The organism is Corallococcus praedator (assembly GCF_003612125.1).
Classification (GTDB): Bacteria; Myxococcota; Myxococcia; order Myxococcales; family Myxococcaceae; genus Corallococcus; species Corallococcus praedator.
This window is the reverse complement of the sequence record NZ_RAWI01000125.1, coordinates 1-22988: the sequence shown is the minus strand read 5'-3', so window position 1 is coordinate 22988 and position 22988 is coordinate 1. Positions and strand designations below refer to the sequence as shown.

Genomic DNA, 22988 nt, shown 5'->3' with positions numbered 1-22988 from the left:
AGCTGGGACCGGCCAGCCCCGCCATCGCGGAAGCCCGCGAGCTGCTGGAGGCCGGCCGCTTCCAGGAGACGCTGGACGTGGTGCAGCGCGGGCTGGATGCCCCCGACGTCACGGACGACGAGCTGGTGGAGCTCTACCGCCTGCAGGGCCTCACCGCCCTCTACGTGGGAGACGAGGCCCTGGCGCGGGGGGCCTACGAGAAGCTGCTCCAGGCCCGGCCGGACTTCGAGCTGCCCCGCTCCGCGCCGCCGAAAATCCGCGCCCTGTTCGCGAAGCTGAAGGAGGACCTCAAGAACCGCCGCGTCCTCCCCGTCACCCTTCAGGTGGACCCCATCCCGGACCCCACGCCCGGGGAGACGGTCGAGGTGCGGGCCACGCTGCGCGACATGGCGCTGGGGGCGAGGGCGCGGCTATTCTACCGGCGCGCGGGGGCCCAGGCCTTCTCGTCGGTGGACTTCGTGCGCGACCGCTCCCAGCCAGAGCAGTACCGCGCCGTGCTGCCCTCCTATGAGCTGCCCGTGGAGAGCACCTCCTATGAGGTGGAGTACTACTTCGAGGTCGTGGACGCGGCGCAGCGCCGCCTGGCCGGACGCGGGGACCCGTTCCATCCCCTCCTCTTCCAGGTCGCGTCCCGCAACACCCCCGCCGCCACGCTGACGGAGGGCCAGGGCCGCCCCTGGTACAAGAGTCCCTGGGTCTGGGTGGCCGTGGGCGCGGTGGCCATTGGCGGCACTGCGGGCGTCGTGGCCCTCACCTCCTCCGAGGACCGGGGCCGGGTTCCCATCACCATCCGCGTGGAGGACGCCATCCCATGAGACGCCAGGGAAGCCTGTGCCTGCTGCTCACCTGGGGCGCCGTGCTCGGCGGCTGCGGGCCGGAGGCCGCTCCGGACGCCATGCCGGTGGGCCTGGAAATCACGCTGAGCCGTGCCGTCGCCAGTCAGGTGGGCGCCTATCAGGTGGCCGTGCTGAAGGACGGCGCGAAGCGCAACTGCACGGAGCTGCAGCGCACCTGCCTCTCCGCGCAGGTGGAGTCGGGCGCGCTGCTGGAGCTGGAGGACGCGGACGGCAAGTCGGGGCGCACGCTGCGCTTTGCCTCGGCGCCCGGGGGCGCGTCGATGGAGCTGGCCGTGGACGTGCCGGTGGGGCGCGACTACGCGCTCGTCATCGAGGCCCTGTCCGCCGACACGCCGACCCGCTTCCTGGGCAGCTCCTGCAACTACCTGCGCGAGGTGAACGCGGGCCGCAACGCGGCGCTGGTGGCGGCGCCCATCGAGCTGACCGAACAGGCGTGTGATCCGGTGTTCCCGCGCTGAAGCCCCCTGCCCCTTCAAGGGGGAGGCGGGCAGGCATGGCGCGTGGATGTCACATGGTTGTCCCGAGCGGGCCGGAACGAATCTGTTACGGGACGCCACGCATTCCATCCCCTTCGCGGGAGCAACCTTCATGGCGCGCATCCTCATCATCGAGGACGAGCAGGACCTGGCCGGACTCGTCGACTACAACCTCCGCGCGGCGGGCTTCGAGACCGACACGGCGAACACCGGCGCGGGGGGCCTTGCCCGCGCCCGGGCGCAACCTCCGGACCTGGTGCTGTTGGACCTGATGCTGCCCGACGTGGCGGGCGGCGAAGTCTTGCGCATGCTCAAGAACGACCCGGAGCTGAAGAAGGCTGCGGTCGTCATCGTCAGCGCCAAGGGCCAGGAGGCCGACCGCATCCAGGGCCTGGAGTTGGGCGCGGACGACTACGTGGTGAAGCCCTTCTCCGTGCGCGAGCTGCTCCTGCGCGTGAAGGCCGTGCTGCGCCGCGCGGACGCGGAGGAAGGCCCCGCCGCGGTGCTGGGCGCGGGCGACATCAGCCTGGACACGTCGCGCCACCAGGTGCGCGTCAAGGGCGAGGAGGTGGTGCTCACCGCGCTGGAGTTCCGCCTGCTGCGCACCCTGCTGGAGCGCATGGACCGGGTGCAGACGCGCGAGGTGCTGCTCTCCGACGTCTGGGGCATCCAGGCGGAGATCCACACCCGCACCGTGGACACGCACATCAAGCGGCTGCGCGAGAAGCTGGGGCCCGCGGGCGACATCATCGAGACCGTGCGCGGCGTGGGCTACAAGCTCAGCCCTCCTTGAAACAACCGCCATGCCCCTGCGCTCCACGCTCCTGGCCCTGCTGGTCCCCGCCCTGCTGGTGAGCACGCTGCTCGTGCTGTTCGGCCAGCCCACCGGCGCGCTCGCCGCCGGCCTCGTCACCCTGGCGGGCTCCGCGCTCGCGCTGGGCACCAGCCGCGTGGCGATGGAACGCCAGCTGCGCGCCCTGACCCAGAAGACGCAGTCCCTGGCTGAAGGCGTGATGTTCCCCGCTGGCGTGGAGCGCACCGACGACCTGGCGCAGCTGGAAGACGCCATCGACACGCTGGATGACCGGCTGTCCACCCAGAACGCGGCGCTCAACCAGGAGGCGCGCACCCTCACCGCCGTGCTGGATGGCATGGCCGAGGGCCTGTGGGTGACGGACGCGGAGGGCACCGTGGTGCGCCACAACGACGCGCTCGCGGAGATGCTCCGGCCCGCGCAGGGCGCCATCGTGGGACAGCGGCCGCTCGCGCTGATCCGCAACGAGGCCCTCAACGACGCGGTGGCCCGCGCCTGCCAGGAGGGGGCATCCACGCGGCTGGAGCTGACGCTCGAGGGCCTGTTCTCCCGCACGCTGGCCGTGCGCGTGACGCCCGTGGGACGCGACCTGCCCGGCAGCGCCGCCGTCTTCCACGACGTCACCGAGCTGCGAAGGCTGGAGAAGGTCCGCAAGGACTTCGTGGCCAACGTCTCCCACGAGCTGCGCACCCCCATCACCGCCATCCGGGGCTATGCCGAAACGCTCCAGGGCGGCGCGCTCAATGACGCCCAGGTCGCCCCCCGGATGGTGGAGATCATCCACCGCCAGTCCGAACGCCTCTCCGAACTGGTGGAGGACCTGCTGGAGCTGTCCCGCCTGGAGGCGCGCGAGATGACCTTCCAGCGCACCGAGGTGCCGCTCGCGCTGGCCGTCTCCCGCGCCGCAGAGGGCGTGCGTCCCAAGGCCGAGGGCAAGAACCAGCAGATTGGCCTGCACATCCCTCCGCAGCTGGTGGCCCTGGGGGATGGGCGGGCCATCGAGCAGGTGCTCCTCAACCTGCTCGACAACGCGGTGAAGTACACGCCCGCCGGTGGACGGGTGGACGTGGACGGAGCGTATGAGGGCGGCCGGTGCGTGGTGCGGGTGCGCGACACAGGCGTGGGAATCGAGCCCAAGCATCTTTCCCGGATTTTCGAGCGATTCTACCGGGTGGACAAGGGCCGAAGCCGGGACATGGGGGGCACGGGGCTGGGCCTTTCCATCGTGAAGCACCTGATGGGCGCGATGGACGGCGAGGTGAAGGTGGAGAGCCAGCCGAACGCGGGCAGCACCTTCGTCATTTTTCTACCCTCGGCGGCTGGCCCGACGGCGGCGACGGGCTAGGATGGGGGCGGCCATGCGGGTCGCCATCCTCGCGGACATTCACGGAAACCTTCCGGCCTGCGAGGCCGTGCTGGACGACATCACCAAATCGGTGGCGCCGGATTACATCGTCGCGGCCGGAGACCTGGCCCTGCGCGGCGCCCATCCGCGCGAGACGGTGGAGCTGCTCTTCAGCCGCTGCAACGCGCTCATCATGGGCAACACCGACGCGTACCTCGCCGGCAACTACCTGGGCGGCGCGTACCGCGAACGCGACCACTGGAAGACGGAGCTGCTGCGCTGGACGCGCGACCAGCTGGGCGACACGCTGTTGCAGCAGCTGGGGCAGATGCCCTTCTCGCTGCGCTACACGCCGCGCAAGGGGCAGGACCTGTTCATCTGCCACGCCAACCCGCGCAACCTGGAAGAGTCGTTGGACCCCACGCTGGACGACCACGCCGTGCGCCGCTTCTTCACGCACCTGGACGCGGCCGCGTGCGCCTTCGGCCACCTGCACTTCCCCTACCGTCGGCGCGTGGGCCGGATGCTCATCGCGGACGTGGCCAGCGCCGGCATCCCGCGCGACGGCGACCTGCGGCCCGCCTACGGCGTCTTCACCTTCACCCCCAAGGGCTGGCGCGTGCAGATCCGCCGCGTGCGCTACCCGGTGCGCAAGGCCACCCAGGCCCTCACCGCGCGCCGCGTGCCCGGCGGGCCGCTGCTCATCCACAAGCTCGTGGAGGCGCGCTACCGCCACCACAACGCCCTGATGGAGGCCGCGCGGCGGCACTCGGGGCTGCCTCCTCCGGGGCCCGTGCTGCGGCCGCCTCCGGGTGCCGCGGGCTCCGCGCGGCCCACGGTCGCCGCGCCCTTCGAGAACCACCCGCCCACGGAAGTCGACCCGTCCACGCTGCCCACGGACATGGACGGCACGGTGACGGGCGCGGCGCCGCTGCCGCTCGACGCGCTCAACGACCTGGACGGGTGAGCGTTGCCCCCACCGGGTGCGTGCGCGTGGAGCGGCCCGTCCGGGAATGGACACGCGCGTCGTCGCTTCTGACGGACAGCGGGCTTTTTCCCCCGTGAATTCCGCCGTGCGCCCCGCACGCACAGGTGCATACGGGCGCCGGGAGCCTTAGCAACAAAGAGGCGACGACACTCACAGCGGGAGGGGCCATGGTCTGGTGGACGGTCGGACTGTCGGTGGTGGCGGTATCCCTGGCCACGGCGGGTGCGCAGCCGCCTCCCGCCGAACCGCCGCAGGCACAGGCCCAGCCCCAGGCCAGCACGCCCGAGCCCGCGCCCTTCTGCGAGGGCGAATATGCGGACAGCTACAGCGCATTGTCCGCCCAGGCCCGCGCCTTCGAGCAGTCGGTGAAGAAGAAGTACACGTACTGCGTGCGCAGCACCGCCGTGTACGAGTGCCTGTCCTACGGGGCGGAGGGCAACGTGCGGCGCACGCGCACGTCGGTGTCCGCGCACGGCACCGCGTTCGCGTACCGGCAGCAGGCCGGGGAGACGCTGCTGCTCACCAACGAGCACGTCGTGGAGTGGCCGGACGTCACCAGCGACGCGCACGCCGTGGAGAACGTGCCCTCTGGCTGCAAGCGCGTGAAGGACGCCTTAAGCATCGTGGAGAACGAGGCGGACGCCTACGACCGCGATGACATCCCGCTGTCCAAGGCGGTGGTGGATCCGCAGTTGGACCTGGCCGTCATCAAGTCGAAGACGCCGCTGACGGTGCTGCCGTGGAAGGTGGGCCGCAGCGCCGGCGTGCGCGAGCGCGACGTGGTGGACGTGCGCGGCTTCCCCCTGGGCGTCTTCAACGCCACCAACATGGGCAAGGTCATCTCCGCCTACGACCGCGACGAGTACAAGGAGTGGTACCACGACGACTTCGTCATCGACGCGCTCCTGTCGCAGGGCAACTCGGGGTCGCCCGTGCTCGCCATCTCCTGCAAGACGGGCGAGTTCGAGCTCGTCGGCGTCTACCACGCGGGCTACTCGCGAGGCAGCGCGCTCAACGTGGTGGTGGGCATCGACCAGGCGCGCGACCTGATGAACAACCTGCGCCGGACGCCCAAGCGCGCCGAGGCCAATCCACCGCTGGATGCGCTGGCCCGCGCGCGCATGACGAAGCGCGCGGAGGTGTCCGCCACGCCCTTCTTCCCCTTCGGCTCGCGCACCGCGGCGGTGTTCCCTCGCGCGGATGGCACCCTGCTCTTCGCGCTGTACAGCCAGGACTTCCCGCGCCGCGTGCATCCGCTCGTCGTGCTGGAGGACCTGCCCGTGGCCTCCGTGGAGGAGGGCTTCGGGCGCGCGGGCCGCGTCTGGTTCGGCGGAGAGCGCGGACTGCTCGAACGCACGCGCGCGGAGCAGGACGCGGAGCTCCAGCAGCAGCTTGCCCGCCTCCTGGATGCGCTGCGCCGGGACGCGACGCTCGCGTTCTCCTACCAGGACTCCCTGCCCGCTTCGGACGAGTCCCGGCAGACCTTCGACACGTCGGCCCGGCTCAGCAAGACGCTGGAGCGCACCATCGTCGCGCACCGCGACCTGAGCGACGCCGCCGCGGAGCTGGCGGACCGCTTCGCGCCGGACGTCACCGAGTCAGCGACCCGGACCGAATCCGTGCTGAAGAATCCACCCGCGGGCATCCACCTGGGCCTCGCGTCCGAACCGGCGGGGGGCACGCCGACGCCCCTGCCTCCTGGCCGGAACTCCGGAGCACGGCGGCCCGCGAGCAGCCCGACGGGAAGACCCGCTTCGAGCAAGTAACCCTCCCGTCCACCTGACGGCCGGACGGGCGATGCCCTGGAGACAGCACACCGTTTCCGGGGAAGGCCGTCCGAGCGGCCCTGCATTGGACAAGTGTGGAGGCCATGCCCGAACCCGCAGCCGGAGCAGTCCACCCTGACTTGAGGACGGGGGCGCCGTCGCCCTGGCTGCGGCGGATCCTCCGGGGGCTGCTGGGGCAGGAGCGACGGTTCTGGGTCCTGGTGGTGGGTGTGGGCCTCATCTCTGGCCTGGGCGCGGTGGCGCTCCTCGCTGTGCTGCGCTTCACCCAGCACCTGTTCTGGCAGAGCAACTCCGAGCACTTCCTCGAGGGCGCGCTCGCGTCCCCGGGCTGGCGTCGGTTCCTGGTGCCCGTGCTCGGCGGCGCGCTGGTGACGCTGGTGTCCCTGCTGGTGGGACAGCCCCTGCGAGGCCATGGCACCGCGGGCATCATCGAGTCCATCTGGGTGAAGTCCGGACGCCTGCCCTTCCCGCGCGCGCTGCTGCGGGGCTTCGTCTCCATCATCGCGGTGGCGCTGGGGGCGCCGCTGGGCCGCGAAGGCGCCCTCCTCCAGACAGGTGCGGCCAGCGGTTCGGCGCTGTCCGGCTGGCTGCGGTTGGGGCCGGGGCAGGCGCGCGTCCTGGTGGCGTGCGGCGCTTCGGCGGGCATCGCGTCCGCGTACAACGTGCCCATCGGCGCGGCCCTCTTCGGGCTGGAGGTGCTGCTGGGCAGCTTCGCGCTGGAGCTCTTCGGCCCCATCGTCGTCTCGTGCGTGGTGGCGACGCTCGTGTCGCGCACGCTCATCGCGGATCATCCCAGCTACGTCATCCCCCACTACGCGCTCATCCACCCGCGCGAGCTGCTGCTGGCCCTCATGCTGGGCGTGCTCGTGGGCGGGGCCTCCGCGCTCTATGTCCGGGGCATCAACCTCACCTCGGACCTGTTGGATCGCCTGCCGGTGTGGCTCGCGCCCTTCATGCCGCTCGTAGCGATGACGCTGGTGGGCATCACCGCGCTCGCGGGGCCGTACCTCATGGGCAACGGCTATGACTCCGTGAACATGGCCCTGCACGGGACGCTGCCGCTCACGCTGCTCCTGCTGCTGCCCCTGGCGAAGCTGGCGGTGACGTCGCTGTGCGCGGGCGCGGGCGTGCCGGGCGGGCTCTTCACCCCCTCCCTCTTCTTCGGCGCGCTCCTGGGGGGCGCGTTCGGGATGATGGTGGAGCGGGTGCTTCCGGGTGGAGCGCCCAGCGGTGCGTACGCGCTCTTGGGCATGGGCGCGGTGCTGGCCGGCACCACGCACGCCTCGGTGTCCGCCGTGCTGATGATCTTCGAGATGACCGGCGACTACGACCTCATCCTCCCGCTGATGCTCGCCGCGGTGGTGGCCGCCGTCGTCAGCCGCCGCCTGGAGCCGGAGTCGCTCTACACCTCCGTGCTGGTGAAGCGCGACGTGCGCGTGCCCGCGTCCGTGCCACACTGGCTGCGCGAGGAGGGAGTGCGCTCGATGCTCTCTCCGGTGACGCAGCGGGTGCCGCCCTCCGCGCCCTTCGACGAGGTGGTGGTGCTGCTGCTGGAGCAACCGCCGGGCGCGGACCTCTACGTCACCGACGCGGAGGGGCGCCTGCTGGGCGTCATCACCCTGGACGCGCTCAAGGGCCACCTGCCGGACCACTCCCTGCTCCAGGCCACCGTGGCCGCGGACGTGATGGACTCCGGCGTGCAGCCCATCACCCCGGACCTGTCCCTCTCCGAGGTGGCCGCGCGGTTCGGGCAGACGTCGCTGGAGCACCTGCCCGTGGTGGACGGAGGCCGGCACCTGCTGGGTGCGCTCTCCAAGGGCGACCTGCTCAAGCGGGGGCGCTTCTAGATGGAGCCCCGGGCCCGGGCGTGGAGCATCGTCGCGATGAGCCTGCTGTGCCTCGTGCTCACCTACGTGCTGCTGCGCTCCCCGCCCCCTCCCAGACACCCCGAAGAACCCACGCCCGAGGAAGCGCCGACCCGGGGCAATCCGTACCGGGGCTGGCCCCTGTTCCAGGGATGGCCCGTCCCCCAACCTCCGGACGCGAAGCCGGACGCGAAGCCCGGGGCCCCGTCGGAACACCCGCCGAAGCGCTGACGACCCACCCTGTCACCCCGGGGCGGATGCGGGCAGGCAACCAGACGGGCTCCGAGTGAACCGCTTGCATGCGGGGAGCGCGGGAGGAAGATGGCCGCCGTCTTGGACGCCACGCCCTTCAACTTCGTCGCCATCGTGTTGCTGGTGTCCATGGGCGCGGGCCTCCTGGGTTCGCTGCTGGGGTTGGGCGGAGGGCTGATCCTCATCCCCGTCCTCACGCTCGTGCTGAAGGTGGACATCCGCTACGCGGTGGGGGCCTCCATCGTGTCCGTCATCGCCACCTCCAGCGGCGCGGCGGCGGCCTACGTGCGCGACGGCCTGGCCAACCTGCGCGTGGCCATGTTCCTGGAGCTGGCCACCGTGGCCGGCGCCGTCACGGGCGCGATGCTCGCGGGCGTGGTGAGCGGCCGCGCGCTGTACTTCCTCTTCGGCGCGGTGATGGCGTACTCGGCGCTCGCGATGCTGCGCAAGCTGCGCGAGGACGGCTCGCCGCGCGTGGAACCTCCACCGGACATGCTCGCGGACCGGCTGGCCCTGCATGGCAGCTACTATGACGCGTCCACCGAACAACTGGTGGCGTACCGCGTCCACCGCCCCCTCGCCGGCCTGGGGCTCATGTACGTGGCGGGCACGGTGAGTGGCCTGTTGGGCATCGGCTCCGGCGCGCTGAAGGTGCCGGCCATGGACCTGGCGATGGGGCTGCCCATCAAGGTGTCCACCGCCACCAGCAACTTCATGATCGGCGTGACGGCGGCGGCCAGCGCGGGCATCTACTTCGCGCGAGGCGACATCGACCCGTTCATCGCCGGGCCCGTCTGCGTGGGCGTCACGGTGGGCGCGTTCACCGGCTCGCGCTACCTCACGAAGCTCAAGAGCGGCTCGCTGCGCATGCTCTTCGTCGCCGTCCTGCTGTGGGTGTCCTTCGAGATGCTGGCCAAGGGAGTTCGCGGATGAGCCCGCAGGTCGCCGAACCCCGTGCTCCCGAGGAGCTCCCCGCCGCGGCGGTCCACCCCGTGGCCCTCCCGGAGACGGTGCCGCTCACGCCGGAGCTGCTCATCAGCCAGTTGCTGCGCGGCGGCGTGCTCTTGAGCCTGTCGCTCGTCACGTGCGGCATGGTGATGACCTTCTTCCGCCACCCGGACTACTTCTCGTCGCCGGACGCGCTCCAGCGCCTCACCTCGCCGGACTCCGCGCCCCACCGGCTGTCGGACGTCTTCGAGGGCGTGATGGCCGTGCGCGGACAGTCCTTCGTGATGGCGGGCCTGCTGGTGATGATCACCGTGCCCGTGCTGCGCGTGGCGCTGTCGCTGAGCATCTTCCGCGCGCAGCGGGACCGCGCCTACGCCGCCATCACCACCGGCGTGCTCGCGCTGCTGCTGCTCGCGTTCCTGCTGGGCGGCGTGGAGTAGTCCACACCCCGAAGCCCTGGCCTGACGCGGTTCGCTCATTCGTCACACACGCGGGCGGGGAACGCCCTACAACCCGCGCCCATGGCCGACCACGAACTGCCCCTCCTGCTCGTGCGCCACGCCGTGGCCGAGGACTCCCACGTCCTGGGCGACGAGGCCCGCGCGCTCACCCCCAAGGGCCGCGCCGCCTTCCGGCAACACGCGCGCAAGATTGCCCGCCTCACCCCGCTCATGGGCATCCTCACCAGCCCCCTGGTGCGCGCGGTGCAGACCGCGGAGCTGCTCGCGGAGGCCCTCTGCCTGTCGCACGTGGAGATCCACCCCGCCCTCGTCCCCATGAAGGGCGCGGCCCACCACGTGCTGAAGCTGGCGCGCGAGGTGGGCCCGGGCTGGGCGCTGGTGGGACACAACCCCTCCCTGGAGCGCGCCGCCGAGCTCGCGCTGGGCCACGCCCTGCCGGACAAGCTGCGAAAGGGCTGCGCGGTCGCCCTGCGAGCCGATGGGCGCGAGTTCTCCCTGCAATGGCTGGCCGCGCCGGGACGCTCCCTCCGGCGCCCATGACCCACCCTCCCGGGGCACGGGGGCCCGAGCCCCGTGACGGACGTGACGCAGTTGTTGCCGGCGCGTCACGCCCGCGCGAAGGGACGAGCGCACAGTACGCCGCGCCATGTCCCACGTTCTCATCGTCGACGACGAGCGCGACCTCGCCGAGCTCATCGACTTCAACCTGCGCGGCGCCGGCTTCTCCACGCGCCTGGCCTTCACCGGGGAGGCGGCGCTGGCAGCCGCCCGCGAGCAGTCCCCGGACGTGGTGCTGCTGGACCTGATGCTGCCGGACCTGTCCGGCATCGAGGTCTGCCGCCACCTGCGCGCCAACTCGCAGCTGCGTGACGTGCTCATCGTCATGCTCACCGCCAAGAGCGAGGAGGCGGACCGCATCCGCGGCTTCGAGGTCGGCGCGGACGACTACGTCGTCAAGCCCTTCTCCGTGCGCGAGCTGGTGCTGCGGCTCAAGGCCATCCTCCGGCGCTCCGCCGCCCCCAAGGAGAGCGTCCCGCCCCTGGCCCTGGGCCCGCTGCGCCTGGACGTCACCGCGCACCGCTTCTACGTGGAGGGCCAGGAGACGTCCCTCACCGCGCTGGAGTTCCGCCTGATGGAGCACCTGATGGCGCGGCTGGGCCGGGTGCAGTCGCGCGAGCAGCTCCTGGAGGAGGTCTGGGGGCTGTCCAGCTCCCTGGAGACGCGCACCATCGACACGCACGTGATGCGCCTGCGCGACAAGCTGGGCAACGCGCGCGCCCTGCTGGAGACGGTGCGCGGCGTGGGCTACCGCATCGTGGACCCCACCGCCGGATAGCGTCCGTCACCCATTTGTCACGCAAGGGCCGTCAAGCGGCCACATCCGCCCCGTAGATCGTCACGCGTTCACGACACGGGATCCGACGACCGCGCCCCCTTGTTCACCCACCAGTGGTCCTCCACAAGGAGACTCACCCCATGAAGAAGACCCTGCTCTCAAGCCTCGTCGCCTTCGGCCTGACCGTCCTCCCGCTCGCCGCCCAGGCGGGCACCGTGACGGTGAAGGGCTCGGACACCATGGTCATCCTGGTCCAGCGTTGGGCCGAGGCGTTCATGAAGAAGAACCCGTCCATGAAGATCCAGGTGACGGGCGGCGGCTCCGGCACGGGCCTGGCGGCCCTGCAGAACGGCACCACCGACATCGCCATGTCCAGCCGCGAGATGAAGAAGGCGGAGGAGGACAAGCTCAAGGCTACCGCCAAGGCGGAGCCCACGGGGCTCGCCGTGGCCCGCGACGGCGTCACCTTCTACGTCAACGAAACCAACAAGCTGGACGCGCTCACGGTGGAGCAGCTCCGGGACATCTACCTGGGGGACACCACGTCGTGGAAGGCCGTGGGCGGCGCGGATGCCCCCATCGTCCTGTACTCGCGGGAGAACTCCTCCGGCACCTACGTCTTCGTGAAGGAGACCGTGCTCGCCGGTGAGGACTTCGCCTCCGCCGCGCAGACGCTCCCGGGCACGGCCGCGGTCGTCAACGCGGTGGCCAAGGAGAAGAACGGCATCGGCTACGGCGGCGCCGCGTTCGCCAAGGGCATCAAGGAGCTGAAGGTGAAGAAGGGCAACGAGGCCTTCGCCCCTTCGGCGGAGAACGTGAAGAGCGGCAAGTACCCGCTGTCGCGCGACCTGTTCTTCTACCTGCGCAACAAGCCCGCCGGCGACGTGAAGGCGTTCATCGACTTCACGCTGTCCGCGGAAGGCCAGGCCATCGTCACCCAGGTCGGCTACTTCCCTGTGAAGTAGTGGCCGTCACACGATTGTCACCCGGCGCGAGGGCTCCATGTTGGATAGACAGGCGGTCATGCAGGAGCAGGACCTCGCGCCCCCGGTGGCGCTGCCCATGCTGTCGCCCGAGGCCCGGCGACGGCAGCTGAAGGAGAAGCTCATCGCCTGGACCATCACGGCGGTGGCCTTCACGGGCATCGCCGCGCTGGTGCTCATCCTCGTCTTCGTGGCGAAGGAGGCGCTGTCGCTCGTCACCGACACGGCGGCGCGCGAGGAGGCAAGCTTCTCCAAGATGTTCCTGCCCCAGCTGGTGCGGAAGGGAAAGCCGCTGGCCTACGTGTGGCAGCCCGTGTCCGGCGTGCCCAAGGTCAGCATGATTCCGCTGTTCATCGGCACGCTGAAGACGACGGCCGTGTCCATGCTGGTGGCCGTCCCCCTGGGCATCTTCGGCGCGCTGTTCGCCGCGGAGTTCGCGCCCCGCCGCCTGCGCGAAGTCCTCAAGCCCACCATTGAACTCCTGGCCGGCATCCCTTCCGTGGTGCTGGGCTTCTTCGCCCTGATGGTGATGGCCTCCTTCCTCCAGGAGACCTTCGGCTTCACGTCCCGGCTCAACGCGGTGGTGGCGGGCCTGGGGCTGGCGCTGGCCATCGTGCCGGTCATCTTCACGGTGACGGAGGACGCGCTCACCGCCGTGCCGCGCAGCTACCGCGAGGCTTCCCTGGCCCTGGGCGCCACGCCCTGGGAGACGGCGTGGAAGGTGGTGCTCCCGGCGGCGGCGCCCGGCATCCTCGCCGCGTGCGTGCTGGGCTTCGGGCGCGCCATCGGTGAGACGATGATCGTCCTCATGGCCTCCGGCAACGCGGCGATTACGTCCGCGAACCTGGGCGACTCCGTGCGCTCGCTGTCGGCCACCATCGCCGCGGAGATGGGCGAGGTGGTGGTGGGCAGCCCCCACTACGCGCTGCTCTTCTTCATTGGCGTGGAGCTGTTCCTCTTCACCTTCGTGCTCAACATGCTGGCCGGCATCTGGACGAAGAAGGTCATCCAGCGGCTCAAGGGAGGTGCCGGGTGAAGCACGCCACGCGCCGTGTGGTGGGCCTGTCGCTCGTGTCGCTCACGGGGCTGGCCGCGTTCGTCATCGTGGCGATGCTGGCCCTCATCCTCCTGGATGTGGTGAAGGGCGGCGCCAGCCACATCTCCTGGAAGTTCCTCACCGAGTCCCCCACCGACGGGATGATGGGCGGCGGCATCTTCCCCGCCCTCTTCGGCACCGCGGCGCTCACGCTCCTGATGACGCTGGCGGTGATGCCGGTGGGCGTGCTGACGGCGGTGTACCTGCACGAATACGCGCCGCCGGACGGGAAGCTCGCCCGCGCGGTGCGCGTGGCGGTGGCGAACCTGGCGGGCGTGCCCTCCATCGTGTTCGGCCTCTTCGGCCTGGGCTTCTTCATCCTCTTCGTGGGCAAGGGCCTGGACCGCGCCCTGGGCTACGAGGAGCTGCACTGGGCGCAGCCGGGCATCCTCTGGGCGTCGCTCACGCTGGCGGTGCTCACCCTGCCCGTCGTCATCGTGTCCACGGAAGAAGCGCTGCGCGCCGTGCCGTTGGACCACCGCACCGCGAGCCTCGCGCTGGGCGCCACGCAGTCGCAGACGCTGGCGCGGGTGGTGCTGCCGGGCGCGCTGCCGGGCATCCTCACCGGCGCGGTGCTGGCCATCAGCCGGGGCGCGGGCGAGGTGGCCCCCATCCTCTTCACCGGCGCGGCCTACTTCCTGCCGGACCTGCCCTCCAGCCTCAACTCGCAGTTCATGCACCTGGGCTACCACACGTACGTGCTGGCCACGCAGTCACCGGACGTGGAGGCCACCCGCCCCCTGCTGTACGCCACGGTGATGGTGCTCCTGCTGCTCACCTTCGCCCTGAACCTCGTCGCGGTCCTCATCCGCACGCGCACGCGCCGCAAGGCCGCGAGCGGGCACTGACCCACACCATGCCCCCTACCCCCGCCACCCCGCGCAACAAGATGGAGTCCCGGGACCTCACCCTGCGCTACGGCAGCAAGGTGGCCATCAAGCAGGTCAGCCTGGCCATCCCCGAGCATAAGGTCACGGCGCTCATCGGCCCTTCCGGCTGCGGCAAGTCCACCTTCCTGCGCTCGCTCAACCGGATGAACGACCTCATCGCGGGCGCGAACCACGAAGGCACGGTGTTCCTGGACGGCCGCAGCATCCATGATCGCACGCTGGACGTGGTGGACCTGCGCCGGCGCGTGGGCATGGTCTTCCAGAAGTCCAACCCGTTCCCCAAGTCCATCTTCGAGAACGTCGCCTACGGCCTGCGCGTGGGCGGCCTCAAGGACAAGGCGAAGCTCGCCGCGCGCGTGGAGAAGTCCCTGCGCGGCGCCGCCCTCTGGGACGAGGTGAAGGACCGGCTGGATGAGAGCGCCCTGGGCCTGTCCGGCGGCCAGCAGCAGCGCCTGTGCATCGCGCGCGCGCTGGCGGTGGAGCCGGAGGTGCTGCTGATGGACGAGCCCGCGTCGGCCCTGGACCCCATCGCCACGGCGAAGATTGAAGAGCTCATCCACGAGCTCAAGGCCACGTACACCATCGCCATCGTCACCCACAACATGCAGCAGGCCGCGCGGGTGAGTGACCGGACCGCTTTCTTCTACATGGGCGAATTGGTGGAGTGCGGCCCCACGGAGCGGATCTTCACCAACCCCCAAGAGAAGCGCACCGAGGACTACGTCACCGGGAAGTTCGGCTGAAAAGCACGCGCGAAGGAAAGCAACGAAACGACATGGCGGCCACGCACACCGACAAGGCATTCGAGCAGGACCTGCGCAACCTGCGCGAGAAGCTGCTCGCCATGGGGGCCAAGGTGGAGGCCCTCGTCGCGCAGAGCGTCCGCGCCCTCACCGACCGGGACTCGGCCCTGGCGGAGAAGGTGGTGGGCGCCGACCGTGAGGTGAACCGGCTGGAGGTCGACATCGACGACCTGTGCCGCCGCATCCTCGCCCTGCGCCAGCCGGCCGCCAGCGACCTGCGCCTCATCACCACCGCGCTGAAGATCGTCACCGACCTGGAGCGCATCGGAGACCTGGCGGTGAACATCGCCGAGCGCGCCATGGACCTGAACCAGGTGCCCCCGCTGGCGCCCTACGTGGACACGCCGAAGCTGGCGGACCTGGCGCAGCAGCAGGTGAAGAAGGCCCTGGACGCGTTCGTGTCCGGCGACGCGGCCAAGGCGGAGGAGGTCCTCAAGGGCGATGACCTGCTGGATGCCCTCTTCCTCAAGATCTTCAACGAGCTGCTGGCGTACATGATGGAGGACTCGCGCAACATCCGCCGCGCCACGGCGCTGATGTTCATCGCCAAGCACCTGGAGCGCGTGGGCGACCATGCGCTCAACGTGGCGGAGATGGTCATCTACATGGTGCGCGGCAAGGACGTGCGCCACCCGAAGAGCCGCGAGCTGCCCGAGTAGACGTTCGCGGTTCACGGCGGTGTCACGGCGAGTTGGCCGTCCCGCCGTCCCGCCGCCCCGGCCCCGCCTTGTGGGCTGCGTAGGGTGGCGGACATGCTCATCGCCTCCAGCCTCCTCCTGGCAGCGTCCGTCGTGGGCCTCCTGGCCCTGGTCCTCCAGGCGCTGTTCGTGCGCCGCCACCGCCGCGAGCCTCCGGCGGTCACCTCCCGCGCCCCGGGCCTGTCCATCCTCAAGCCGCTGTGCGGCGTGGACGATGACCTGGCGGCGAACCTGGAGCAGTTCGCGCGCCTGGACTACCCGCACTACGAAGTCCTCCTGGGCGTGAAGGACGTGCGAGATCCGGCCTGGGCGGTGGCGAAGGCGGCCCAGGCGAAGTGGCCCCACGTCATGAAGGTGGTGCTCCAGGAAGGCGAGCCCGGCCTCAACCCGAAGGTGAACCAGCTGGTGACGCTGTCGTCGGAGGCGAAGCACGACCTCTGGGTGGTGAGCGACAGCAACACCCGCGTGGGCGAAGGCTACCTGGAGGAGATCGCCGCCGCGTTCGAGGACCCCACGGTGGGCTGCGTGACGCACCCGGTGGCGGGCCTGGGAGAGCAGACCTTCGGCTCGCTGCTGGACAACCTGCACCTGTCCTCCAGCGCGGCGGCGGGGATGATCGCCGCGAAGCACCTGGCGGACCGGGACATCGTGGTGGGCAAGTCCATGGCGCTGCGCCGCGAGGACGTGGAGTCGCTGGGCGGCTTCTTCTCCGTGAAGGATGTGCTGGCGGAGGACTACGTCATTGGCCAGTGGGTGACGCGCAAGCTGGGCAAGCGCGTGGTGCTGGCCCGCTCCCCTGTCTTCAACGTGTCGCTGCGCAAGAGCGTGGACGCCTTCTTCCAGCGCTACCTGCGCTGGAGCGTCATCCACCGCACAGCGGTATCGCCCACGACGTACGTGGCACAGGCGCTGCTCAACCCGGTGCCGCTCGCGGTGCTGGGCGCGCTGCTGCACCCGTCAGCGCTGACGGGACTGGCTGCGCTGGGGGTGATGCTGGGCAAGGTCTGGGTGGACGTGGCGGTGTTCCGCGCGCTGCGGCCCCAGCCGGTGGGATGGCGCGCGGCGCCAGCGGTGCTGGTGAAGGACGCGCTCCTGTTCGCCGCGTGGTGGCACGGTGCGTTCAGGCGCACGGTGGACTGGCGCGGCACGCGGTTGCGCGTGGTGTCAGGCACGCGCCTGGTGCCGCTGCGTGCGCGGACAAGCGAGGCGTGGATCACCAGCAACGGGGTGGGTTGAACGCTCGGGGCCCAACTTTTCGAGATCCTTCGTGCTCCGACCCTCGCCGCGCCTGCAACCGATGCCTATTTCCTTGAACATGCCCTCCTTGAAGCTGGCCCACCTCTCGGATCTCCATCTGGACATGAGCCGCGAGAGCGATGCGTCGGCGGCCTCATTGGTGAAGGCACTGGCGACCCAGGACGTGGATCACGTGGTGGTGACGGGTGACCTCACGCACCGCGGCTCCAATGCCGAGTTCCAGCGCTTCCGCGAACACTTCGCCCCGTGGATGGACAGCGGGCGCCTGACCTTCATCCCCGGCAACCACGACCGTCCAGGAGAGGACGTGGGCAGCCGGTTCATGGAGGGTCGCAAGGTCCACACCGTGGAGAAGGCAGGCCTCTTCATGGTCTGTGTGGATTCCACCGGTGACCACAATCGGAACTATTTCTCCAGCCATGGGGAACTGACGGAGGACGTGGTGGCCCAGGTGGAGGACGCCCTGTCCGCCGCGCCGCCGCGGACGCTGGTCGCGGTGCTCCTGCATCACCACGTGATGCCGCTGCCGCTGGAGAGCTTCCCGGAGTGGATCGCGACGAAGGTGGGCCTGCCGCACGCCTCTGAGCTGGCGCTGGGCAAGAAGCTGCTGGAGCGCGTGGGCGGCAGGTGCGACCTGGTGCTGCACGGCCACCGGCACATCCCGCATGAGCTGGACCTGGGCAGCCCCGGCGAGCGTCCGCTGCGCGTCTTCAACTCAGGCAGCAGCACGGACCTGGGCCGCTTCCGCGTCTTCAGTCACATGGCAGGCCGGCTGGTGGAAGAGCCGGCGTGGTGCCAGGCGGCGGAGCCGGCGAAGCCGCGCACGGCGGTCCACAACGTGAGGCCCGCGCTGCAGTACCTGGTGGGCCAGCTGGGCATGGCGCTGTTCTAGGGGCTGGCTGCCTGCCTGCTCCATAAGGAGTTGGGACACAACTGTCGCGAATGCCAGTGGGCCCCCGGGAGGTTGTCCTCAGGTCAGGAGGATGCTTGGGGCGACTCGCGGTGAATGACGGAGCGCGGAAGGTCCTGGTCGTGGATGACGACGCGGACTGGCGGGAGTTTCTCCGGGTGAGCCTGGAGGACCTCGGCTATGAGACCACCGAGGCTGCGGATGGCCAGGAAGCGCTGGACTCGCTCAAGCGAGGGGAGCGCTTCGGGGTCATGCTGTTGGATTTGAACATGCCGGGCATGAGCGGCCTGGAGGTGGTGGAGAAGCTGCCGAGGGTGTCGACGAACCCTCGCATCGTCTTCCTGACCTCGGCGGCGGCCCAGGATGTGGGCAGCGCACTCATGTCGGGTCCCCACTACTACCTGCCCAAGGGTGCGAGCCGCGACCAATTGTCGCTCCTCCTCCAATCCCTGGGGGTGTAGGACAGGAGGCGTCCTCCGCCGCGGGTCCGGGCGGACACAGCCAGGAGGTCCGCCATCGTCACGGAGCTCGTCATCATCCTGCTGCTGGTCCTCGCCAACGGCGTCTTCGCGGGCGCCGAGCTGGGCCTGCTGTCCGTGCGCAAGACGCGGCTGAAGGAGCTGCTGGAGCAGGGCAGCAAGTCCGCGAAGGCGGTGTCGGCGCTCCGGGACGACCCCGAGCGGCTGCTCGCCACGGTGCAGATCGGCATCACGGTGATTGGCTCCACGGCGGCGGCCTTCGGCGGCGCGAGCATCGCGCAGCGGCTGGGCGGCGTGCTGGAGGGCATGGGCGTGCCGTCGGTGACGGCGCACCAGGTGTCCTTCGCGCTGGTGGTGGCGCTGGTGTCGTACCTGTCGCTGGTGCTGGGGGAGCTGGTGCCCAAGTCCCTGGCGCTGCGCTACTCCGAACAGTACGCGCTGACGCTGGGCCGCCCGCTCAAGGCGCTCGCGTGGGTGATGCGGCCGCTGGTGTGGTTCCTCACGGCCAGCTCCAACGTGGTGCTGAAGCTGTTCGGGGACAAGACGAACTTCACCGAGTCGCGGCTGTCGCCGGACGAGCTGCAGCAGCTGGTGGAGGAGGCGTCGAAGCAGGGCACGTTGGATCCGCGCGCGGGGGAGATTGCTTCGCGGGCCTTCGAGCTGGGGGACCTGACGCTGGGCGAGGTGATGGTGACGCGCGAGCACGTCATCGCGCTGCGGCGGCACGCGAAGCCGGAGGAGATCCGTCAGGTGCTGCTGGAGCACGGCCACTCGCGGATGCCGGTGTACGAGGGCACGTTGGACAACGTGGTCGGCTACATCGTGGCCAAGGACCTGTTGGGGGTGGCCTGGGAGGGGCACCTCATCGTGCTGGAGGACGTGCTGCGCCCGCCCCTGTTCCTGGTGGAGTCCATGCGCGCCATCGCGGCGATGAAGGAGATGCAGCGCCGCCGGATGCAGCTCGCGGTGGTGGTGGACGAGCACGGCGGCGTGGTGGGGCTGGTGACGGTGGAGGACCTGGTGGAGGAGCTCGTCGGGGAGATCCTCAGTGAGTCGGAGATTCCCGAGGAGCGCGTGCGCCGCGAGGGCCCGACGCAGGCCGTGGTGCAGGGCGAGGCGAGCCTGCGCGAGGTGAACCGCGCGCTGGGCCTGGAGCTGGAGGAGAGCGAGGACTACTCCACCGTCGCGGGCCTGTGCATCGCGCTGGCGGGAGGCGCGATTCCCGAGCCCGGCGCGAAGCTGCCCATGGCGGATGGCACGGTGCTGGAGGTGATGGAGGCATCACCGCGCCGGGTGCGCGAGGTGCGCTTCCACCTGCCGGTGCCCCCGGTGCAGCCGGAGGCCTGAGCTGCGGAAGAAGCGGCGGGGCCCTCCTTCCAAACCCATGGCCTTTGGCTCCGGAGGCCAAAGCCTCCGCGTTCAGAGTGCCCACCGTTCCACCGTCAACCCCGTCCCCGGGGCTGTGCGCTCCGTGCACCAGGCGCCATGCGTACGACCCGCGCGTGAGAATCCGGACGTGGCAGGGCGTGCCTGGCTGGCCATGACGCGCGGGGCCTCCCTAGACAGGGGACGCCCTGCGCCCTTTCGCGCGCGGCGTCCACGGGCGGAAAAGCGCCCTGCACCGGAAGGAGGGCGAAGCAGATGTCCGCACCAGCCCCCCGCATCGCGTTCGCCATCGAGACGACACTCGGCAATTCGGTCTTCCTCCAGAACCTCCAGCGGGCAATGGCTCGGCGCAATGACATCACCCCGGTGTGGCTGCCCATCGACGAGCACGTGGACGACGTGTGGGAACAGCTCCCGCTGGTGCGCTCCCGGCTGTCCATGAGGGGCGGACTGAGGACGCGCTCCGCATTGCAACGGGCCCTGGCACAGGAGCCGGTCGATGCGTCGGTCGTGCACACCCAGCGGATGGCGCACCTGGCCCACGACTTCATGCGCCGCGTGCCCAGCGTGATTTCGACGGACGCCACGCCCAGCGGACTGGAGGACTACCTCCGCTACTACGGGATGCGCTCCCAGCATTCCGGCTGGCTGGGACGGGCGAAGAACCTGCTGCACCGCCGCACGTACGCCCTCGCCAAGGGCATGCTGTCCTTCTCGGAGTTCACCAAGCGCTCCCTCGTGGAGGAGTACGGCGTGCCCGAAGCGCGGGTCCACGTCGTGTGGCCCAGCGTCGACACCACCCTGTGGCGCCCGGATCCAGCGCAGCGTCCGCGCGACGGCGTGGTGCGCCTGCTCTTCGTGGGCGGGGACCTGGGCCGCAAGGGCGGCGAGTTCCTGCTGCGGTGGGCCCGGGAGACGCGCCAGCGGAACTGGCAGCTCGACGTGGTGACGTCCTCCGCCTTCGAGGCACCGCCCGGGGTCCGCGTCCACGTGGGCGTCCAGCCCAACTCACCGGACCTGATTGGCCTCGCGCAGGCAGCGGACCTCTTCGTGCTGCCGACGCTGGCGGACATGTCGTCCTGGGCCATCGCCGAGGCGAAGTCCGCGGGCCTCGCGGTGGTGACCACACCGGCCGGCGGCGTGGGTGAGCTGGTGCGCGATGGCGTGGACGGGCGCATCGTGCCGGTGGGCGACTACGATGCGCTCGCGAACGCCCTGGACGCGTTGGTCGCGGATCCGAATGCGTTGGAGGCCATGGGGCGCGAGTCCCGCCGGATGGCCAAGGAGCACATGGACCTGGATGCCACCTGCTCCCGGATGCTCGCCTTCATCCGCCACGTCACGGGCGTCTGAGGGCCCGCGCCCGCCGGGCTTCGCCTACCGACGGAGCCCCACCGCGAGGCAGGCCTCCGGTGGCCGGAAGGACAGCGCCCACAGCTCGCGGCCCGTGACGCCATCGTTCGCCGCGAAGAAGAGATCCCACCCCGAGCGCACGAACACCCCCGGCGAGGACGACGCCGGGCCCGGAGCGATTTCGACCAGCGGGGTCATGGTGAGGAGGAACTCGTCGAACATCCACGGCTCGCGCCCGCGGCCCGTCGTGTTCGCGCTGAAGAACAGCCGCGTCCCATGGCCCGCCAGCCCTTCCGGCGCGGCGCCGACAGCCCCCGGTTCCAGGTCGCTCGCCATCACGGTGGAGAAGCCGTCGCTGCGCCACAGCTCGCGGCCGTGCACCCCGTTGTCCGCCGTGAAGAAGAGGCGGTTCTGGAAGACGGTCAGCTCGCGCGGCTCCGAGCCCTGCGCACCCGGCCGGAGGTCCCGGACGAGCTTCGTGCCCTCCGTCGTGCCGTCGCTGCGCCACAGCTCGTCGCCCTGGTAGTCCGGAGGGTCGTACGCACCCGGTCCGGAGGCGAAGTAGAGCCGCCCTCCGAAGGCGACCAGGTCATGGGGCTTGGCGGGGAACTCGCGCAGCTTTCGCGTGCCCGCGACCGTGCCGTCCGTCACGTGGAGCCCCCACTCCGGCTCGTCGTTGTTCTGGAGGAAGAAGAGCCGGCTGCCCACCGCGACCATCGCGCCGAAGGAGTTGTCTTCGGGAGCATCAGCCAACCGGACGAGCCCGCCAGGCGTGCCATCCGTTCTCACCAGGTAGAGGCGGTCCAGCGAGGGCCCGTGGACGTAGTAGCCGACGTAGAGGAAGGTTCCCGCCACAGCCAGTGTGTACGTCGACCCCTGCGTGCCCGGCGGGAGGAGGCCCGTCACCCGCGTCGTCTGGGCGGTGGTGCCATCGCTGCGCCACAGCTCGCGCCCGTGCACGCCGTCGTCCGCGGTGAAGTACAGCTTCCCCGCGTACACCGTCAGGTTCTCCGGCGCCGAGCCCAACGCCCCTGGCCGGATGTCCCGCACCCGCAGCGTCCCGGCGGAAGTTCCGTCCGTCTTCCACAGCTCGCGGCCCACCACCCCATCATCCGCGACGAAGAAGACCGTGCTCCCCAGCACGGTGAAGCTCGAGGGATTCGAGCCTGACGCTCCCGCCCGGAGATCCTTCGCCAGCTTCGTGCCGGAGCGCTCGCCCGTGCTGAACCAGGGCTCACGCCCCGTCACGCCGTCATCGGCGGAGAAGACGAGCACGTTGGTGCCACGCACCAGCTCTCCCGGGCTCGAACCGGGCATCCCCGGGCGGATGTCCCTCACGCGCTCCGCCAGGTCGCCGCAGGGCACCCAGGGATCCGCGGACGCATGGACCGCCGGGGCCAGGGACGCCGTGGGTCCCGCCTCATCCTCCAGCGCGACGCCCCCGCATCCCCCGAGCGCCAGCACCGACACAGCGGCCCCCAGCAGGGACTGCCTCCGCCCTCGTTCACCCATGGCCCTGCTCCTCGTGTACGGACCGTGGCCTTCGTGGCCGGGACCGGGCGAGAAGGTGGCGGGAGCGTCGAGCGGAACAACCCGTGCCCGGGTCGGACGCGAGCGTCGGCGACGGCTGCGCGCCCGAACGGAAAAAGGCCCGGAATCAGTGGGTTTCCCCAATGATTCCGGGCCTTTGTTTCTGCGCGCGATGCAGGATTCGAACCTGCGGCCTTTGGCTCCGGAGGCCAACGCTCTATCCAGCTGAGCTAATCGCGCAGGACTGACTTCCGGTGTGGGAGGAGTAACCGAAGTCCCAGAACGACGCAAGCACGCAATCCGGAGGCAGCGGAGGACCGTCGCGGAGCGGGCAGCGCTGAGCACTCCTTCACAGATGGGCCCTCCCACAGACGCCAGGTCCGGGCGCGATGCACTAAACCCGGCCCCATGAACCGCGCTCCCCTGCTGTCCGCCTGTCTGCTGGCCACCTGCCTGGCCTGCACCGAATCCCCC

The 22988-nt window shown here is 70.4% G+C and carries 23 protein-coding genes and 1 tRNA gene; 22 read left to right on the top strand and 2 right to left on the bottom strand.

Features of this window, described 5'->3' with window-relative positions; translation table 11 throughout:
* The 22 genes from D7Y13_RS17985 to D7Y13_RS17880 all read left to right on the top strand — a co-directional run.
* Positions 1-815: hypothetical protein (locus D7Y13_RS17985; RefSeq protein WP_120630731.1), on the top strand; the 815-nt coding region annotated here is incomplete at its 5' end.
* Complete coding sequence (locus D7Y13_RS17980) at positions 812-1315, top strand: hypothetical protein (protein WP_233595732.1); 504 nt, start codon at positions 812-814, stop codon at positions 1313-1315. The genes D7Y13_RS17985 and D7Y13_RS17980, both read left to right, overlap by 4 nt.
* A gap of 130 nt (positions 1316-1445) precedes the next feature.
* Positions 1446-2126 carry a response regulator gene (locus D7Y13_RS17975; RefSeq protein WP_120535106.1) on the top strand — a complete coding sequence of 227 codons (681 nt, stop codon included), beginning with the start codon at positions 1446-1448 and terminating at the stop codon, positions 2124-2126.
* 10 nt (positions 2127-2136) lie between these two features.
* Positions 2137-3492, top strand: a complete 1356-nt coding sequence (locus tag D7Y13_RS17970) for a sensor histidine kinase (RefSeq protein WP_120535107.1) — start codon at positions 2137-2139, stop codon at positions 3490-3492.
* 13 nt (positions 3493-3505) lie between these two features.
* On the top strand, positions 3506-4459 hold the full coding sequence (locus D7Y13_RS17965; protein WP_120535108.1) for a metallophosphoesterase family protein: 954 nt from the start codon (positions 3506-3508) through the stop codon (positions 4457-4459).
* 188 nt (positions 4460-4647) lie between these two features.
* Positions 4648-6246 carry a S1C family serine protease gene (locus D7Y13_RS17960; protein ID WP_120584631.1) on the top strand — a complete coding sequence of 533 codons (1599 nt, stop codon included), beginning with the start codon at positions 4648-4650 and terminating at the stop codon, positions 6244-6246.
* A 104-nt stretch (positions 6247-6350) separates the two neighbouring features.
* Positions 6351-8114: a chloride channel protein gene (locus D7Y13_RS17955; RefSeq protein ID WP_120584633.1), complete on the top strand. Its 1764-nt coding sequence runs from the start codon at positions 6351-6353 to the stop codon at positions 8112-8114.
* Positions 8115-8363: a hypothetical protein gene (locus D7Y13_RS17950; RefSeq protein WP_120535111.1), complete on the top strand. Its 249-nt coding sequence runs from the start codon at positions 8115-8117 to the stop codon at positions 8361-8363.
* Between the two features lie 90 nt (positions 8364-8453).
* Positions 8454-9317 carry a sulfite exporter TauE/SafE family protein gene (locus D7Y13_RS17945; protein WP_120584630.1) on the top strand — a complete coding sequence of 288 codons (864 nt, stop codon included), beginning with the start codon at positions 8454-8456 and terminating at the stop codon, positions 9315-9317.
* Positions 9314-9772, top strand: coding sequence for a DUF1634 domain-containing protein (locus D7Y13_RS17940; RefSeq protein ID WP_120584629.1), 459 nt, complete (start codon positions 9314-9316; stop codon positions 9770-9772). Before D7Y13_RS17945 ends, D7Y13_RS17940 begins: the two co-directional genes overlap by 4 nt.
* An 81-nt stretch (positions 9773-9853) precedes the next feature.
* Positions 9854-10333: a SixA phosphatase family protein gene (locus D7Y13_RS17935; protein ID WP_120535114.1), complete on the top strand. Its 480-nt coding sequence runs from the start codon at positions 9854-9856 to the stop codon at positions 10331-10333.
* Between the two features lie 106 nt (positions 10334-10439).
* Positions 10440-11129, top strand: coding sequence for a response regulator (locus tag D7Y13_RS17930; RefSeq protein ID WP_120535115.1), 690 nt, complete (start codon positions 10440-10442; stop codon positions 11127-11129).
* A gap of 140 nt (positions 11130-11269) precedes the next feature.
* Entirely contained in the window at positions 11270-12094 is an 825-nt protein-coding gene (locus D7Y13_RS17925) for a phosphate ABC transporter substrate-binding protein (protein ID WP_120535116.1), read from the top strand.
* A 58-nt stretch (positions 12095-12152) separates the two neighbouring features.
* A complete protein-coding gene (gene pstC, locus D7Y13_RS17920; protein ID WP_199732848.1) occupies positions 12153-13148 on the top strand; it encodes a phosphate ABC transporter permease subunit PstC in 996 nt (331 codons plus the stop codon).
* The gene (pstA, locus tag D7Y13_RS17915; protein WP_120535117.1) at positions 13145-14056 is read left to right on the top strand and encodes a phosphate ABC transporter permease PstA; all 912 of its coding nucleotides are present in this window, start codon (positions 13145-13147) and stop codon (positions 14054-14056) included. Before pstC ends, pstA begins: the two co-directional genes overlap by 4 nt.
* Before the next feature lie 41 nt (positions 14057-14097).
* Positions 14098-14841, top strand: coding sequence for a phosphate ABC transporter ATP-binding protein PstB (pstB, locus tag D7Y13_RS17910; protein WP_233595733.1), 744 nt, complete (start codon positions 14098-14100; stop codon positions 14839-14841).
* Positions 14842-14873: 32 nt separating this feature from the next.
* Positions 14874-15560 (top strand): phosphate signaling complex protein PhoU, encoded by a 687-nt coding sequence (phoU, locus tag D7Y13_RS17905; RefSeq protein ID WP_120535119.1) that lies wholly within the window; start codon positions 14874-14876, stop codon positions 15558-15560.
* 93 nt (positions 15561-15653) lie between these two features.
* Positions 15654-16835: a glycosyltransferase gene (locus D7Y13_RS17900; RefSeq protein ID WP_120535120.1), complete on the top strand. Its 1182-nt coding sequence runs from the start codon at positions 15654-15656 to the stop codon at positions 16833-16835.
* A 79-nt stretch (positions 16836-16914) separates the two neighbouring features.
* On the top strand, positions 16915-17748 hold the full coding sequence (locus tag D7Y13_RS17895) for a metallophosphoesterase family protein (RefSeq protein ID WP_233602211.1): 834 nt from the start codon (positions 16915-16917) through the stop codon (positions 17746-17748).
* Between the two features lie 95 nt (positions 17749-17843).
* Positions 17844-18227 (top strand): response regulator, encoded by a 384-nt coding sequence (locus tag D7Y13_RS17890; RefSeq protein WP_233595729.1) that lies wholly within the window; start codon positions 17844-17846, stop codon positions 18225-18227.
* A gap of 81 nt (positions 18228-18308) precedes the next feature.
* Entirely contained in the window at positions 18309-19592 is a 1284-nt protein-coding gene (locus tag D7Y13_RS17885) for a hemolysin family protein (RefSeq protein WP_120584628.1), read from the top strand.
* Positions 19593-19886: 294 nt separating this feature from the next.
* The gene (locus D7Y13_RS17880; protein ID WP_120584627.1) at positions 19887-20984 is read left to right on the top strand and encodes a glycosyltransferase family 4 protein; all 1098 of its coding nucleotides are present in this window, start codon (positions 19887-19889) and stop codon (positions 20982-20984) included.
* 24 nt (positions 20985-21008) lie between these two features.
* Here D7Y13_RS17880 and D7Y13_RS17875 read toward each other — a convergent pair whose 3' ends face one another.
* Positions 21009-22496 (bottom strand): ELWxxDGT repeat protein, encoded by a 1488-nt coding sequence (locus D7Y13_RS17875; RefSeq protein WP_120584626.1) that lies wholly within the window; start codon positions 22494-22496, stop codon positions 21009-21011.
* Between the two features lie 184 nt (positions 22497-22680).
* Positions 22681-22754 (bottom strand) — tRNA-Arg (locus tag D7Y13_RS17870).
* Between the last annotated feature and the right edge of the window lie 234 nt (positions 22755-22988).